Here is a 15,276-nt window from a genome sequence, read left to right on the forward strand (position 1 = left end):
TCTCCCCGTGAGCGACGCCCTCCTAGCCCCCCTCAACGAGGCCCAGCGCCAGGCGGTCCTCCACTTTGAGGGGCCCGCCTTGGTGGTGGCCGGGGCGGGGAGCGGGAAGACCCGCACCGTGGTCCACCGGGTGGCCTACCTCGTCGCCCGCCGGGGGGTCTTCCCCTCGGAGATCCTGGCCGTCACCTTCACCAACAAGGCCGCGGAGGAGATGCGGGAGCGCCTCCGGGGGCTGGTCCCGGGGGCGGGGGAGGTCTGGGTCTCCACCTTCCACGCCGCCGCCTTGAGGATCCTCCGCGTCTACGGGGAGCGGGTGGGCCTCAGGCCCGGCTTCGTGGTCTACGACGAGGACGACCAGACCGCCCTCCTCAAGGAGGTCCTGAAGGAGCTCGCCCTCTCGGCCCGGCCCGGCCCCATCAAGGCCCTTTTGGACCGGGCGAAGAACCGGGGCGTGGGCCTCGAGGCCCTCCTCGGCGAGCTTCCCGAGTACTACGCGGGGCTTTCCCGGGGAAGGCTTGGGGACGTCCTGGTGCGCTACCAGGAGGCCCTTAAGGCCCAGGGGGCCTTGGACTTCGGGGACATCCTCCTTTATGCCCTGAGGCTTCTAGAGGAGGACGAGGAGGTCCTCAGGCTCGTGCGCAAGCGGGCCCGCTTCATCCACGTGGACGAGTACCAGGACACGAGCCCCGTCCAGTACCGCTTCACCCGGCTTCTCGCCGGGGAGGAGGCCAACCTCATGGCCGTGGGCGACCCCGACCAGGGGATCTACTCCTTCCGGGCGGCGGACATCAAGAACATCCTGGACTTCACCCGGGACTACCCCGAGGCCCGGGTCTACCGCCTGGAGGAGAACTACCGCTCCACCGAGGCCATCCTCCGCTTCGCCAACGCCGTGATCGTGAAGAACGCCCTCCGCCTGGAGAAGGCCCTGCGCCCGGTGAAGCGGGGCGGGGAGCCCGTGCGCCTCTACCGGGCGGAGGACGCCCGGGAGGAGGCCCGCTTCGTGGCCGAGGAGATCGCCCGCCTCGGCCCCCCCTGGGACCGGTACGCCGTCCTCTACCGCACCAACGCCCAAAGCCGCCTTCTGGAACAGGCGTTGGCGGGGCGGGGGATCCCGGCGCGGGTGGTGGGCGGCGTGGGCTTCTTTGAAAGGGCCGAGGTCAAGGACCTCCTGGCCTACGCCCGCCTCGCCCTCAACCCCCTGGACGCCGTGAGCCTGAAGCGGGTCCTGAACACCCCGCCTCGGGGCATCGGCCCGGCCACCTGGGCCAGGGTGCAGCTCCTCGCCCAGGAGAAGGGGCTTCCTCCCTGGGAGGCCCTGAAGGAGGCGGCCAGGACCTTCCCCCGCGCCGAGCCCCTGAGGCACTTCGTGGCCCTGGTGGAGGAGCTTCAGGACCTGGTCTTCGGCCCCGCCGAGGCCTTCTTCCGCCACCTCCTCGAGGCCACCGACTACCCCGCCTACCTCCGGGAGGCCTACCCCGAGGACGCCGAGGACCGCCTGGAGAACGTGGAGGAGCTCCTCAGGGCGGCCAAGGAGGCGGAGGACCTGCAGGACTTCCTGGACCGGGTGGCCCTCACCGCCAGGGCGGAGGAGCCCACCGAGGCGGAGGGGAGGGTCGCCCTCATGACCCTGCACAACGCCAAGGGGCTGGAGTTCCCCGTGGTCTTCCTCGTGGGGGTGGAGGAGGGGCTTCTGCCCCACCGCAACTCCTTAAGCACCCTCGAGGGCCTCGAGGAGGAGCGCCGCCTCTTTTACGTGGGCATCACCCGGGCCCAGGAGAGGCTCTACCTCTCCCACGCCGAGGAGCGGGAGGTCTACGGCAGGCGGGAGCCCGCCCGGCCGAGCCGCTTCCTGGAGGAGGTGGAGGAGGGGCTTTACGAGGTGTACGACCCCTACCGGCGCCCGCCCTCCCCGCCCCCCCATCGCCCGAGGCCCGGGGCCTTCCGGGGCGGGGAGCGGGTGGTCCACCCCCGCTTCGGCCCCGGCACCGTGGTGGCGGCCCAGGGGGACGAGGTCACGGTCCACTTTGAGGGGTTTGGGCTCAAGCGCCTTTCCCTCAAGTACGCGGAGCTTAAGCCGGCATGAGGGCGCTTGCCTCCACCCCCCGCCCCCTCCTCTACCTCCACCGTGGCGGGGGCGGCTTCTTTGACCTCCTCCTCGCCCAGGTGACCGCGGCCCGCCTGCCCCTCTTCCTCCACCCCGTGGCCATGGAGGAGGGGTGGGAGGCCTTCCTCCCCTGCCTCAGAGGGCTCGGCTTCGCTGGGGCGGTCCTGGAGGAGGCCGTTTCCGTGCCCGAGGGGGTCCGCCTCGAGGCCGAGGCCGAAAAGGCCAGGCGGGTGGACCTCCTCGTCCCCACGGGCGGGGGGCTTCTCGGCCAGTACACGGAAGGCGTGGCCCTGGAGCGGCTCCTCGCCCAGCGCTTCCCCGGGGCCCGGGCCTTGTGGCTTGGGCCCCTCCGCTTTGAGCTCGCCCCCTTCCTCCGGGGCCTCGGCGAGGTCCACGTGGCCGCCCCAAGCTACGCCGAGGGGGACGCCTTCCTCGCCCGCCTCCCCGCCCCCCTCCGGGGCCGGGTGGCCCTCCGCCCCGAGGAGGTGCGGGCCTTGGTCCTCCGGGTGGACCTCCTCCTCCTGAACACCCCTCGCCCGCCTTTGGACCTGGCCCAGCCCTACCACGCCGCCTTGGCCTTCGCCCCCGGGGCCCAGGCCGTGGCCGAGCGGGTCCAGCTCTTCCTCGGGCCGGAGGACCTTTGGAGCGGGCGGGTCTGGGCCGTCCTCGAGGGCCTGGGGCACACCCCCTTGGGCTAAAACAGGTAGAGGAGGGCCCGGCCCGCCTCCACCCGCACCCGGATGGGCCCCAGGGCCTGGTTTTCCAGGGTGAGGGTGGTGGCCTTGAGGGGGGTGGGGGGAAGGTCCCACCGCGCCCCCTCCACCCCCAGGGCGGCCTCGGGGAAGGGGAGGAGGCTGAAGGGGGTTCCGGGCTCCAGGGAAAAGGCGTGGAGGCCCGGAAGGAGGGGGAAGGCCCGGGCGAGCCCGTCCGTGAGCTCCACCCGCACCCCCCTTTCCAGGAGGAGGAAGGCGAGCTCCAGGTGGGCCAGGGTGTGGTCCAGCCGCCCGCCCAAAGCCCCCAGGAGGAGGGCCTCCTCCGCCCCAAGCTCCAGGGCCTTCCGGAGGAGGGCCTCCCCGTCCGTGAGGTCCTTCTCCCGGGGCAGGACCTCCTTGGGCGCGGAAAGGGCTTCCTGGAGCCAGGGGGGGCTTGAGTCAAAGTCCCCAAGCCATAGCTCCGGGGAAAGCCCCAAGGCGAGGGCGTGCCGCCCGCCGGAGTCCGCCGCCAGGAGGCGGTAGCCCTTAAGCCTTTCCTTAAGGGCCTCCGTGGCCAGGAGGGGGCCGCCCAAGAGGAGGGCGAAGCGCCTCATCCCTCCAAGGGTACCGCCTGGGCGGGGTCCAGGCGGAGGGCTATGGGGGCGCCCTCTTCCGGGCCCTCGGGGGCCTCGAGGTAGAGCCTAACCCCCCCCACCCGCACCCAAAGCCCCACCCGGGGCCCGAAGAAGAGCCGCTCCTCCACCACCCCCTCCAGGCCTCCTCCAAGGGCGAGGGCCTTTGGGGGGAGGAGGTGGGCCTTTGGGGGAAGGCCTAGGGCCTGGCTTTCCCCGGGGGAGAGGAGGTTCTTGTGCCCCAGGAAGCGGGCGGCCCATAGGTCCTTGGGGCGGGCGTAGACCTCCTCGGGCCGGCCCACCTGGACGAGCCGCCCCTCGCGCAGAAGGGCCACCCGGTGGGCGAGGAGGAAGGCCTCCCCCTGGTCGTGGGTCACGAGGAGGGCGGTGACCCCCTCTTCCTTTAGCGTCCGGCGCAGGAAGAAGAGGAGCTCTTCCCGAAGCCTCAGGTCCAGGGCCCCTAAGGGCTCGTCCAGGAGGAGGAGCCTGGGCCTAGGGGCCAAGGCCCGGGCCAGGGCCACCCGTTGCTGCTCCCCGCCCGAAAGCTCGTGGGGGCGCTTCCGGGCGTGGGGGGTGAGCTCCATGCGCTTAAGGAGCTCCCGCACCCGGGCCTCCCTCGCCTCCCTTGGCCAGCGGGCCTCCAAAAGGCCAAAGGCCACGTTTTCCGCCACGGTGAGGTGGGGGAAGAGGGCGTAGTCCTGGAAGAGAAAGCCCACCTTCCGCCTTTCCGGGGGAAGGGGGGTGAGGTCCTCCCCGAGGAAGCGCACGAAGCCCCCATCGGGCCTAAGGAGCCCGGCGATGAGCCTGAGCAGGGTGCTCTTCCCGCTTCCCGAAGGCCCGAGGAGGGCCAGGGTCTCCCCCTCGGCCACGGAAAGCTCCACGGAGAGGCGGAACCCGGGGAAGGCCTTTTCCAAGTAGAGCTCCAGCACCCTCCCATTAAACCGGAAGGGCCTGGGGTACTCCCCAGGCCTCGTTTTCGCTTTTACCAGGGCCCCCATGCCGGCGCAAGCCAGCATGGGGTGGTATTTACTTCAGGCCGAGCTTCTTCCGCTCCTCCAGCACCTGCTGGGGGGTGAGCTTCTGGGCCCGGAGCTTCTTCACCTCCTCGGCGGTGAAGGGCTTGAAGCCTTTCACCTTCTTGTCGTCGCCCCAGGCGGTGGCGATGTGGTTGAGGACGGCGGCGATCTCCTCGTCCTTGAGGCCGTTGAAGGCGGACATGTTCCCGTTGTACTTCACGCCCTTCACCTCAATCTGGCCCTGGAGGCCCCAGAGGAGCACCTTGATGAGGTACTCCCGTCCCCCCTGTTTGGAGAGGATCTCCGCCACGTGGCCCGCCAGGGGCGGGAAGGCCCCGGGGATGCCCTGGCCGTTTGCCTGGTGGCACCCCGCGCACTGGGCGTAGAGCTTGGCGCCGTCCGCCTGGGCCAGGGCCAGGCCGCCGAGCAGGAAGAGAGCCATCAGGGTTCGCTTCATCTTTACCCTCCGGGGTATAGGGTAGAGGCCCGCCCTGGGCGGCGTCAAGGGGAGTGGGGTTAAGCGGGCCTTAAGGTAGGCGGCCGGGGCCCTTGAACCCCCGTGGGGGATGTGGTAAGGTACAAATGTCCTTGTGGGGTACCCTGGCGGTGTACCGTATGCGGAAGATGTACACACTTCTCCTCCCGGCCCTCCTGCTTTGGGCCTGGGCCCTCCCCGACTTCGGCCGCTGGTATCCCTACCCGGAGGCCCTCGCCCTCGCCCAGGCCCACGGGCGGATGGTGATGGTCTACTTCCACAGCGAGCACTGCCCCTACTGCCAGCAGATGAACACCTTCGTCCTCTCCGACCCTGGGGTGAGCCGCCTCCTGGAGGCCCGCTTTGTGGTGGCCTCGGTGAGCGTGGACACCCCCGAGGGCCAGGAGCTCGCCCGGCGCTTCCGGGTGCCGGGCACCCCGACCTTCGTCTTCCTCGTCCCCAAGGCGGGGGCGTGGGAAGAGGTGGGCCGGCTCTTTGGCAGCCGGCCCCGGGCGGAGTTCCTCAAGGAGCTTCGCCAGATGTGTGCCAAGGGAGGTGCGTGTGAATAGGCGAGCGTTTCTGAAGGCGACCGGCGCGGCCCTTGGGGCCGTGGCCCTCTCGGGGCTTCCCGCAAGGGCCCAGGGCCTCGAGGGCGAGGACCTGGAGAACCTGGAGAAGGCGCTCAAGCAGGTCTTCGGCAAAGGCTTTAAGGACCTTACCCCCTCGGACGCGGTGAAGCTCAACATGCCGGCCATTGCCGAAAGCGGGGCCAACGTGCCTGCCGAGGTGGAGGTGGCCCTGCCCAAGGGGCAGGTGAAGGCCATCCACCTCTTCGCCGACAAGAACCCCACCCCGCACATCTTCGCCTTCATGCCCATGGAGGCGGAGCCCTACTACGCCACCCGGGTCCGCTTGGCGGAGACCACGGCCGTCCGGGCGGTGGTGGAGACCCAGGACGGGAAGCTCCTTCTGGCTTCGGCGAGCACCCGCGTCACCGTGGGGGGCTGCGGTTAAGGGAGGTGCGGCATGCCTTTTAGGACCATCGCGCGCCTAAACCCCGCCAAGCCCAAGGCGGGCGAGGAGTTCCGGCTTCAGGTGGTGGCCCAGCATCCCAACGAGCCCGGCACCCGCCGGGACGCCGAGGGGAAGCTGATCCCCGCCAAGTACATCAACCTGGTGGAGGTCTACTTTGAGGGGAAAAAGGTGGCGGAGGCCCGGCCCGGGCCTTCCACCAGCGCCAACCCCCTCTACGCCTTTAAGTTCAAGGCGGAGAAGGCGGGGACCTTCACCCTCAAGCTCAAGGACACGGACGGGGACACGGGCGAGGCTTCGGTCAAGCTGGAGCTGGCCTAAAGGGGGTGCCCGGGGACCCCCGGGCACCTTATGGAAGGGAGGTTTTGGTTATGCGCCAGGGCCTGGGTTTATTGCTCGCCGCCCTCCTTCTAGGGGTGGCCTTGGCCCAGGGCGACGTGGACCCTAGGGAGGAGGCCAAGCGGCAGAAGCAACTCCTCTTGGAGACTGCGGGCATCCTCCCCACGGAGCTCATCGTGGCCCAAGGGGAGGAGCTCTTTAACCGCAAGGGCCCGAGCGGCAAGACCATGGCCGAGTGCGACTTCGGCCTGGGAAAGGGGGTCCTGGAGGGGGCGGCGGCCAGGCTTCCCCGCTACTTCCTGGACACGAACCGGGTTGAGGACCTGGACAGCCGCATCGTCACCTGCATGACCCGGGTCCAGGGCTTCAAGCCCGAAGAGGTGAAGCGCTCCGAGGTGGTGGCCGTCGCCTTCTACATCGCCAGCAAGTCCACGGGGCACAGGATCCAAGTCCGCCTGCTTTTCCCCGAAGAGCGGGAGCTTTACGCCCTCGGGGAAAAGCTCTTTTATGCCCGGAGCGGGGCCCGGGACGTGGGGTGCGCCACCTGCCACGTGACCTACGTGGGCCGGCGCGCCGGGGTCCTGCCCTACGCCGACGTCCTGGGCAAGGACAAGTCCTGGACCCACTGGCCCGCCTACCGCTACTCCAACGACCAGGCCTGGACCATGCAGGACCGGATCCGGGCCTGCTACGGCAACATCGCCCACCCCCCGCCCGCCCTTTACTCCCGGCCCATCCTGGCCCTGGAGCTCTTCCTGGCCTACAACAACAACGGGGCCGTGGTGGAGGAGTGGCCCGCCTTTGTGCGGTGAGGAGGGAGCATGCGGAAGGTTCTCGTAGCCCTTTTTGCCTTGGCCCTGGCCTTCGCCCTGGCCCAGCGCTACTTCACCGAGGAGGAGCTGAAGCGGATTCAGGACGGGGGTAAGGCCTACGCCGAGGTCTTCGTCAACCAGCGCCCCGACCAGGCCCTCTGCTCCATCCACCGGAACCGCCTCCCCGCCGACCTCCTTCCCAAGTTCCTGGAAGAGCAGCGGGCCCTGATCAAGTACCCCGCTTCCGGGAAGCTTATGGGGGACTGGAGGAAGGGCGGGGCCATCTTCAACAACCTGCAGAAGGCCAACTGCTTCTCCTGCCACTATGGCTCCCCCGAGCACCTGGGGGGCGACGTGGGCCCGAGCCTGGAGAAGTACGGCCTCAATCGGGGCCAGTCGGAGGCGGTGCAGCGGTACACCTACGAGGTGATCTACAACGCCTGGGCCTACTTCCCCTGCACCGTCATGTACCGCTTCGGGGCCCAGGGCCTCCTCACCCCCGAGGAGATCGCCGACGTGGTGGCCTACCTCCTGGACCCGGAAAGCGACTTCAACACCAAGCCGGCGGTGGGGTCTAGATGAACCGCAGGGAGCTCCTTCAGCTTCTTTCCGCCCTGGCGGTCCTGGGGCCTAGGGGTTGGGCCCGGGCCCTCGAGGACCCCAGGTCCCTTTACGACCTCCCCCCTTACGGGGACGCCACCCTCCTCTTCTTCTCCGACCTCCATGCCCAAGCCTTCCCCCACTACTTCATGGAGCCCCCGAACCTCATCGCCCCCAAGCCCCTCATGGGCCGCCCGGGTTACCTCACGGGAGAGGCCATCCTCCGCTACTACGGCGTGGAGCGGGGCACGCCCCTCGCCTACCTCCTCTCCCACGTGGACTTCGTGGAGCTCGCCCGCACCTTCGGGCCCATAGGGGGGATGGGCGCCCTCACCGCCCTCATCCGCGACCAGAAGGCCCGGGTGGAGGCGGAAGGGGGTAAGGCCTTGGTCCTGGACGGCGGGGACACCTGGACCAACTCCGGGCTTTCCCTCCTCACCCGGGGCGAGGCCCCGGTGCGGTGGCAGAACCTCGTGGGGGTGGACCACATGGTCTCCCACTGGGAGTGGACCCTGGGGCGGGAGCGCGTGGAGGAGCTCCTTGGGCTCTTCCAGGGAGAGTTCCTCTCCTACAACATCGTGGACGAGCTCTTCGGCGACCCCCTCTTCCCCGCCTACCGCATCCACCGGGTGGGGCCCTACGCCCTGGCGGTGGTGGGGGCGAGCTACCCCTACGTCAAGGTCTCCCACCCCGAGGCCTTTACGGAGGGCCTCTCCTTCGCCCTGGACGAGAGGCGGCTCCAGGAGGCGGTGGACCAGGCCCGCGCCGAGGGGGCGAACGCCGTGGTCCTCCTCTCCCACAACGGGATGCAGCTGGACGCCGCCTTGGCGGGGCGGATCCAGGGGATTGACCTCATCCTCTCCGGCCACACCCACGACCTCACCCCCAGGCCCTGGCGGGTGGGGAAGACCTGGATCGTGGCGGGGAGCGCCGCCGGGAAGGCCCTGATGCGGGTGGACCTGAAGCTCTGGAAGGGGGGGATCGCCAACCTCCGGGTGCGGGTGCTCCCCGTTCTCGCGGAGCACCTGCCCAAGGCCGAGGACGTGGAGGCCTTCCTCAAGGCCCAGCTCGCCCCCCATCAGGACCACCTCTTCACCCCCTTGGCCCTTTCCGAGACCCTCCTCTACAAGCGGGACACCCTCTACTCCACCTGGGACCAGCTTGTAGGGGAGGCGGTGAGGGCCATTTACCCTGAGGTGGAGGTGGTCTTCAGCCCGGCGGTGCGCTGGGGGACCACCATCCTGCCGGGGCAGGCCATCACCTGGGACCACCTCTACGCCTACACCGGCTTCACCTACCCCGAGCTCTACCTCTTCTACCTCCGGGGAGAGCAGATCAAGGCGGTCCTGGAGGACATCGCCAGCAACGTCTTCACCCCGGACCCCTTCTACCAGCAGGGGGGGGACGTGAGCCGGGTCTTCGGCCTCCGCTACGTCCTGGACCCCGATGCCCCCACCGGGGCAAGGATCCGGGAGGTGGAGGTGGGGGGCAGGCCCCTGGACCCGAACCGCCGCTATTTGGTCGCCGCCTACGGGGGGAGGCTCCAGCGGGTGGGCGAGGCCAAGCCGGGGTACGAACCCAAGCCCATCTACGAGGTCCTCGCCGAGTACTTGAGGTCCGTGGGCCGGGTGCGCGTCCGGCCCGAGCCCAACGTGAAGGTCATTGGGCGCAGTTACCGCTTGCCGGAGGTGTGGGAATGAAGGGAAAAGCGGTTTTGGCTGTAGGGGTTTTGCTCCTGGGCCTGGGGCTTTCCCAGGGGCCTTTTCGGGCCCGCCTCGAGGCCGCCATCCAGACGGGGGGCGAGGCCTTCGCCCAGGTGATGCTCTCCCAGGACAAGGCCCAGGCCCTCTGTACGCAGTACCGCGACAGGCTTCCCCCTGAACTTGTCCCGGCTTTCCTCGCGGAGCAAAGGGCCCTCATCAAGTACCCCGCCTCGGGGAAGCTCATGGGCGACTGGAAGAACGGGGAGAAGGTCTTCACCGACCCCAAGCGGGGCAACTGCTACGCCTGCCACCAAGGGGACCCCCGGGAGGTCGCCTACGGGACCATGGGGCCAAGCCTCACGGGCTACGGCGAGCGCGGCCTTTCGGAGGCGGTGGTGCGCTACACCTACGAGAAGATCTACAACGCCTGGGCCTTCGTCCCCTGTTCCCTCATGTACCGGGGCGGGGTGCACGGCCTCTTCACCCCCGAGGAGACCGCTGACCTGGTGGCCTTCCTCCTGGACCCCGAATCCCCCATCAACCGGAGGTGAGCCGTGAGCGTGCGGAAGAAGCGTCTGATCCTGCTGGCCGGGGTGGCCCTGGGGGCGCTTGGGGGGCTTGTGGCCTACACGCAACAAAACAAGCCCCTGGATCCCTTTGAGGAGGCCATGCGCCAGCGGGAGATGTACCTGGAGACCTTCGGCGTCCTCCCCGGCGACCTCTTCGTGGAGGAGGGGAAGGAGCTCTTTTACCGGAAAGGGCCCTCGGGCAAGACCCTGGAGGAGTGCGACTTCGGCCTGGGCAAGGGGGTTTTGGAAGGGGTCTACGCCGTCTTGCCCAAGTACTTCCCCGACACGGGCCGGGTGGAGGACCTGGAGACCAGGGTCTACACCTGCATGCAACGGGTCCAGGGCTTCAAGCCCGAGGAGATCCAGCGGGACGAGGTGCGGGCCATCACCACCTTCATCGCCTCCAAGTCCAGCAAGGCCAAGATCCAGGTGGTGCCCAAGCACCCCCAGGAGATCGCCATGTACAACCTGGGGCGGGAGCTCTGGTACACCCGCGCCGGGCCCCGGGACATGAGCTGCGCCGTCTGCCACGAGCAGTACGCGGGCCAAAGGGTGCGGCTTTCCCCGGTGCGGAGCCCCAGGCAGGGCCTCGGCAACGAGTGGCCCGCCTACCGCTTTGAGGAGGACAAGCTCTACACCATGCAGGACCGGATTGACTTCTGCTACGAGTCCATCGGCATCCCCAAACCCGAGTTCTACTCGGAGGCCCACATCGCCCTCACCACCTACATCCTGGCCGAGGCCACCAAGGCGGGGCAGGCCTTCCTGGAGCTCCCCTTCTTCACGAGGTAGCCATGCGCCGGCGGGACCTCTTGGCCCTCCTCCCCCTCCTCGCCCTGGCCCGGGGGCAGGGCGGGGCGGGGGAGGACTGGACCGAGGCCTTCGGCCGCTTCCTCAAGGCGGTGCCCCCGGCGGGCTACCTCGTCTACCCCACGGAGGCCTACGACCTCCTCCTCTTTGAGCCCTTCGTCCTGGACGTGCGCACCGCCGAGGAGAGGACGCGGGGTTACATTCCGGGCTCGGTGCACATCTACGCCGGGGAGGTCCCGGACCGCCTGGGGGAGCTTCCCCGGGATAAGGAGGCCCTGATCCTCGTCTACTGCAACTCGGGGAGCGTCTCCGCGGTGGTGGCGGCGTTTCTGCAGGCCAAAGGCTACAGGAACGCCAAGAACATCGCCCACGGTTTCAAGGGCTGGCTGGACGCCGGCCTTCCGGTGGAGGGAGCATGAAAAGGATCCTGGTGGCCGTTCTCGCGGCGCTGGGCCTGGCCTTGGCCCAGGCCCTGGTGGTGGAGGTGGAGGGTTCCTTGGAGGACGTGGAGGCGAGGGCCCTTAAGGCCCTCGAGGCGGCGGGCCTGCAGGTGGACCGGGTCTTGAACCTGGGCGAGCAGGTGCGCCAGGTGACGGGCCCGGGCTTCCCCGAGTACCGGCTCATCGTCCTGAAGCCGGAGAAGGGGAGTGTGGCCGCCGTGAGCAAGAACCCCATGGCGGCCATCGTCCTCCCGCCCACCGTCTTCCTGACGGGGGAGGGGGAGCGCTACCTGGTGGGCACCTTTGACCCCCACCTCCTTTTCGGGATGCTCGGGGTCTACGAGGGGGCGGTGCGGGACCTCGGCCTCAGGCTCCAGGCGGCCTTGGGGAGGCTCGGCCTGGTGCGCCGCGTGGCCCCCGCCGCGATGCCGGACCCGCAAAGCGGCCTGATGCCCGCCCTCCTCTACCGGGTCCCCCAGGCCAGCGTGGAGGAGGTGGTCCTCCTGGTGGAGACGGAGCTCACCTCGAGGGGCCTGAACCTCCTGCCCCACGTGCGGGTGGGCCCGGTCACGGTGATCATGCCCTGCAAGAGCGAGTGGGCCCGCATCATGTTCCTCACCCAGCCCGCCGGGGGGTTCGCCGCCCCTTGCCGCTTCTTCGCCATGTCCATGGGGGAGGACGTCCTGGTGGGGGCCATTGAACCCATGCTCATGACCATCATGCCCGGCGTCCCGGGCTCGGAGGCGGTGGGGATGCTCCAGGAGGCCCGGCAGGTGATGGGCGAGGTGCTGGAGTCCGTGGGCGGGAAGCCTTACCGCCCTGGGCAATAAGTAAGGAGGTGAGGTATGGCGAAGGTGAAGCGCAGGGACCTGTTGAAGGCGGGGGCCGCCTTGGCGGCGGCCGGCACCCTGGGCAAGGGCTTCGCCCAGGAGTTCTACGCGAGCCCTCCCACCCTCCTCCCCCGCTCCCGGGCCCCCCGGGTGGTGGTGGTGGGGGGCGGCTGGGGCGGGACCACGGTGGCCCGCAAGGTCAAGCAGCAGAACCCCGGGGTGGAGGTGGTGCTCGTGGAGCAGAAGCCCATCTTCATGTCCTGCCCCATGTCCAACCTCTTCCTCGCCGGGGTGAAGCCTTTGGAGTGGCTCGTCTTTGACTACACCAACGTGGTCAAGGACGGGGTCATCTTCGTCCAGGAGAAGGTCCTGGAGATCAACCGGGAGCGCCGCCTGGTGCGCACCACGGGGGGGTACCTGGCCTACGACTTCCTGGTCCTCGCCCCCGGCATTGACTACATGTACGAGGCCATCCCCGGCTACGAGGAGGCCAAGCCCTTCCTGCCCGTGGGCTTCAAGCCCTTTGAGCACGTCGCCCTCCGCCGCATGCTGGACCAGTTTGACGAGACCGGGGGTGAGCTCGTCATGTACATTCCCCCGCCCCCCCTACCGCTGCCCCCCTGGGCCTTACGAGCGGGCGGCCATGCTGGCCTGGCGGCTCAAGACCAAGGGGGTGAAGGGGAAGGTCATCGTCCTGGACGCTAACCCCCAGCCCCTCTCCAAGGCCCCCGGGTTCCTCGCCGCCTACAACGAGCTTTACAAGGACTACCTGGAGTATGTCCCCAACACCCGCATCACCGGCCTGGACTACGAGAAGAAGGTGGTGAAGACCGAGCTCGGGGATGTTCCCTTCACCCTGGCCAACGTCATCCCCCCCATGAAGGCGGCGGAGATCGTGCGCCAGGCGGGGCTTGGGGAGCGGTGGGCCAACGTCCGCATCCCCTACTTCCTCTCCGAGGCCGACGACCGGATCTATCTGGTCGGGGACATCACCGGGAACACCCCCTACCCCAAAAGCGGCATGATCGCCTACGTCTCCGGCACCATCGTGGCCCGCCACCTCACGGAGAGGCTCAAGGGGAAGCCCCTCGCCGAGATCCCGCCGGAGCTTCCCACCAACATCTGCTACTCCTTCGTGGACTCCGAGGAGGCCATCTGGGTCTCCGCCAACTACTCCTGGGACGAGGCGGAGAAGCGCATCCAGGCGCAAAGCCAGGTGGACAACCAGCGCTCCAAGGCGAACGGCGAGGCGGCCATCGGCTGGGCCTTGGGCCTCTGGAACGACATGTTCGGCCCGGCCTAAGGGCTTTTTACCCCCGCCCCTTTAGGGGCGGGGGGTTCCCTTGCGGGAATAGAATACGCTAGGAGGGTATATGGACCGAAGGAGGTTTTTCCGGATTCTGGGCGCAGGGGGGCTTTTGGGCCTCTTCAAGGCCAAGGCCCAGGGGCTTCCCTGGACGGAGGAGACCTTCGCCCCCACCAAGACCCTGGGGGCGCCCCTCGCCGAATACGGGGAGCGGAGCCCCTTTGAGGCCGGGGTGGTGCGCTACATCTCCCCCAACCTCCGCACCCGCCACTCGGGGGCGAGCTTCGCCCCCCTGGAGCGGCTGGAGGGGGTCATCACCCCGAACGGCCTCCACTTTGAGCGCCACCACGCCGGGGCCCCGCAGGTGGACCCCAAGCACTACCGCCTGGTGATCCACGGGATGGTGGAGCGGCCTTTGGTCCTCACCCTGGAGGACCTGAAGCGCTTCCCCTCCGTGACCCGCACCTACTTCATTGAGTGCGCCGGGAACGGGCAAAACGGCTACCGCAACCCCCCGGACCCCGAGCTCACCGCCACCCGCAGCCGCGGCCTCGCCTCCAACGCCAGCTGGACCGGGGTGCCCCTGGCCCTCCTCCTCAAGGAGGCGGGGGTGAAGCCTGGGGCCAGGTGGCTCATCCCCGAGGGGATGGACGCCGCCATGTACACCCGTTCCCTCCCTCTGGAGAAGGCCATGGAGGACGTCCTCGTGGCCTACGCGCAAAACGGGGAAGCGCTTCGGCCTGAGCAGGGCTATCCCGTGCGTTTGGTGGTGCCGGGGTGGGAGGGGAGCATCCAGGTGAAGTGGCTGAGGCGCATCCTGGTCACGGACCTGCCCGCCATGGCCAAGGACGAGACCAGCGAATACACGGACGTCATGGCGGACGGGCGGGTCCTCGCCTTCACTTGGGTCATGGAGCCCCAGTCCATCATCACCTACCCCTCCGGGGGCCAGCGGGTCCAGCCCGGCTTCCACGAGATCCGGGGCCTGGCCTGGAGCGGCTTCGGCCGCATCGCCAAGGTGGAGGTTTCCTTTGACGAGGGCAAGACCTGGCGGCAGGCCACCCTCGAGCCTCCCGTGGAGCCCTACGCCTTCGTCCGCTTTAAGCTCCCCTGGTACTGGGACGGCAAGGAGGTGGTCCTCTGGAGCCGGGCCTGGGACGAGAAGGGCAACACCCAGCCCACCCGGGAGGAGTTCTTCCGCCGCTGGAGCCGGAACAACCGCTACCACTACAACGCCATCCAGGCTTGGCGGATCCTGCCGGACGGCCGGGTGGTGAACGGCGACCGCCCCCTGGGCCAAGGGGCCTTCGCCCCGGTCGGCCCCGTGGGGGGGTGCGATGGGGAGGTGTTGGATGTTTAGGCGCGCCCTCGCTTGGGGGGCCCTCCTCGCCGCCTTGGGCCTCGCCTTGGCCGCGCGTTACGGCCTGGGCACGCCCATCTCCGAGGAGCTCGCCCGCCAGTACGACCTTAGGCCCGTGGTTCTGCCCGACGGCCGCGGCCTTCCTCCCGGGGAGGGGAGGGTGGAGGAGGGCCAAAGGATCTACGCCCAGAAGTGCGCTTCCTGCCACGGGGAGAACGGGGAGGGGTATCCCTTCAACCGCCTGGTCTCCGAGCCTTTCCCCATCACCCCGGACACGGAGCCCGTGGAGTACGCCATCGGCAACTACTGGCCCTACGCTACCACGCTCTTTGACTACATCCGCCGGGCCATGCCCTTCGGCCAGGCGGGGACGCTGACGGACGAGGAGGTCTACCACCTCGTGGCCTTCCTCCTCTACATGAACGGGATCATTGACGCCGGCACCCCCGTGAACCAGAAGACCCTCTCCGAGATCCGGATGCCCGCCCGGGAGCTTCTGGAGCTGGACCCCGAGACCAAGCGCCGCTTCCCCTGGCTCACCCTGCCTTAGGAT

The 15,276-nt window shown here is 68.9% G+C and carries 17 protein-coding genes and 1 pseudogene; 15 read left to right on the plus strand and 3 right to left on the minus strand.

Annotated elements, in window-relative coordinates:
- Positions 1 to 7: 7 nt before the first annotated feature.
- Positions 8 to 2,086 (plus strand): ATP-dependent helicase, encoded by a 2,079-nt coding sequence (locus TthTMY_RS02650; protein ID WP_096412145.1) that lies wholly within the window; start codon positions 8 to 10, stop codon positions 2,084 to 2,086.
- On the plus strand, positions 2,083 to 2,805 hold the full coding sequence (locus tag TthTMY_RS02655; protein WP_096412149.1) for a hypothetical protein: 723 nt from the start codon (positions 2,083 to 2,085) through the stop codon (positions 2,803 to 2,805). The genes TthTMY_RS02650 and TthTMY_RS02655 overlap by 4 nt, the downstream gene beginning before the upstream one ends.
- On the opposite strand, the gene TthTMY_RS02660 is transcribed toward TthTMY_RS02655, so the two are convergent.
- The 3 genes from TthTMY_RS02660 to cycA form a co-directional block, all read right to left on the minus strand.
- Positions 2,802 to 3,413, minus strand: a complete 612-nt coding sequence (locus TthTMY_RS02660) for a thiamine diphosphokinase (protein WP_096412152.1) — start codon at positions 3,411 to 3,413, stop codon at positions 2,802 to 2,804. The two genes, TthTMY_RS02655 and TthTMY_RS02660, sit on opposite strands and share 4 nt — an antisense overlap.
- Positions 3,410 to 4,360: an ABC transporter ATP-binding protein gene (locus tag TthTMY_RS02665; RefSeq protein WP_172844679.1), complete on the minus strand. Its 951-nt coding sequence runs from the start codon at positions 4,358 to 4,360 to the stop codon at positions 3,410 to 3,412. Before TthTMY_RS02665 ends, TthTMY_RS02660 begins: the two co-directional genes overlap by 4 nt.
- 97 nt (positions 4,361 to 4,457) lie before the next feature.
- Positions 4,458 to 4,904, minus strand: a complete 447-nt coding sequence (gene cycA, locus TthTMY_RS02670; protein WP_096412160.1) for a cytochrome C-552 — start codon at positions 4,902 to 4,904, stop codon at positions 4,458 to 4,460.
- Between the two features lie 125 nt (positions 4,905 to 5,029).
- Between cycA and TthTMY_RS02675 the strand changes: the two genes are divergently transcribed.
- The 13 genes and pseudogenes from TthTMY_RS02675 to TthTMY_RS02735 all read left to right on the plus strand — a co-directional run bounded on the left by TthTMY_RS02675 (position 5,030) and on the right by TthTMY_RS02735 (position 15,273).
- The gene (locus tag TthTMY_RS02675) at positions 5,030 to 5,491 is read left to right on the plus strand and encodes a SoxW family protein (protein WP_096413122.1); all 462 of its coding nucleotides are present in this window, start codon (positions 5,030 to 5,032) and stop codon (positions 5,489 to 5,491) included.
- Entirely contained in the window at positions 5,484 to 5,936 is a 453-nt protein-coding gene (gene soxY / locus TthTMY_RS02680; protein ID WP_172844680.1) for a thiosulfate oxidation carrier protein SoxY, read from the plus strand. The genes TthTMY_RS02675 and soxY overlap by 8 nt, the downstream gene beginning before the upstream one ends.
- A gap of 12 nt (positions 5,937 to 5,948) precedes the next feature.
- Positions 5,949 to 6,275 (plus strand): thiosulfate oxidation carrier complex protein SoxZ, encoded by a 327-nt coding sequence (gene soxZ / locus TthTMY_RS02685; RefSeq protein ID WP_096412163.1) that lies wholly within the window; start codon positions 5,949 to 5,951, stop codon positions 6,273 to 6,275.
- 50 nt (positions 6,276 to 6,325) lie between these two features.
- A complete protein-coding gene (gene soxA, locus TthTMY_RS02690) occupies positions 6,326 to 7,105 on the plus strand; it encodes a sulfur oxidation c-type cytochrome SoxA (protein ID WP_096412167.1) in 780 nt (259 codons plus the stop codon).
- 9 nt (positions 7,106 to 7,114) lie between these two features.
- Positions 7,115 to 7,687, plus strand: coding sequence for a sulfur oxidation c-type cytochrome SoxX (gene soxX / locus TthTMY_RS02695; RefSeq protein ID WP_096412170.1), 573 nt, complete (start codon positions 7,115 to 7,117; stop codon positions 7,685 to 7,687).
- Positions 7,684 to 9,405, plus strand: coding sequence for a thiosulfohydrolase SoxB (soxB, locus tag TthTMY_RS02700; RefSeq protein ID WP_223903381.1), 1,722 nt, complete (start codon positions 7,684 to 7,686; stop codon positions 9,403 to 9,405). Before soxX (TthTMY_RS02695) ends, soxB begins: the two co-directional genes overlap by 4 nt.
- The gene (gene soxX / locus TthTMY_RS02705) at positions 9,402 to 9,959 is read left to right on the plus strand and encodes a sulfur oxidation c-type cytochrome SoxX (protein ID WP_096412174.1); all 558 of its coding nucleotides are present in this window, start codon (positions 9,402 to 9,404) and stop codon (positions 9,957 to 9,959) included. Before soxB ends, soxX (TthTMY_RS02705) begins: the two co-directional genes overlap by 4 nt.
- A gap of 3 nt (positions 9,960 to 9,962) precedes the next feature.
- A complete protein-coding gene (gene soxA / locus TthTMY_RS02710; protein ID WP_096412177.1) occupies positions 9,963 to 10,769 on the plus strand; it encodes a sulfur oxidation c-type cytochrome SoxA in 807 nt (268 codons plus the stop codon).
- 2 nt (positions 10,770 to 10,771) lie between these two features.
- Positions 10,772 to 11,206, plus strand: coding sequence for a rhodanese-like domain-containing protein (locus TthTMY_RS02715; RefSeq protein WP_096412181.1), 435 nt, complete (start codon positions 10,772 to 10,774; stop codon positions 11,204 to 11,206).
- Positions 11,203 to 12,057, plus strand: a complete 855-nt coding sequence (locus TthTMY_RS02720; protein WP_096412184.1) for a translation initiation factor 2 — start codon at positions 11,203 to 11,205, stop codon at positions 12,055 to 12,057. Before TthTMY_RS02715 ends, TthTMY_RS02720 begins: the two co-directional genes overlap by 4 nt.
- A 15-nt stretch (positions 12,058 to 12,072) precedes the next feature.
- A pseudogene (locus TthTMY_RS02725) lies at positions 12,073 to 13,360 on the plus strand (FAD-dependent oxidoreductase).
- 70 nt (positions 13,361 to 13,430) lie between these two features.
- Positions 13,431 to 14,723 carry a sulfite dehydrogenase gene (gene soxC, locus TthTMY_RS02730; protein ID WP_096412186.1) on the plus strand — a complete coding sequence of 431 codons (1,293 nt, stop codon included), beginning with the start codon at positions 13,431 to 13,433 and terminating at the stop codon, positions 14,721 to 14,723.
- Positions 14,716 to 15,273, plus strand: a complete 558-nt coding sequence (locus tag TthTMY_RS02735) for a c-type cytochrome (protein WP_096412189.1) — start codon at positions 14,716 to 14,718, stop codon at positions 15,271 to 15,273. Before soxC ends, TthTMY_RS02735 begins: the two co-directional genes overlap by 8 nt.
- Positions 15,274 to 15,276 lie beyond the last annotated feature (3 nt).

Source organism: Thermus thermophilus, assembly GCF_019974155.1.
Lineage (GTDB): Bacteria > Deinococcota > Deinococci > Deinococcales > Thermaceae > Thermus > Thermus thermophilus_C.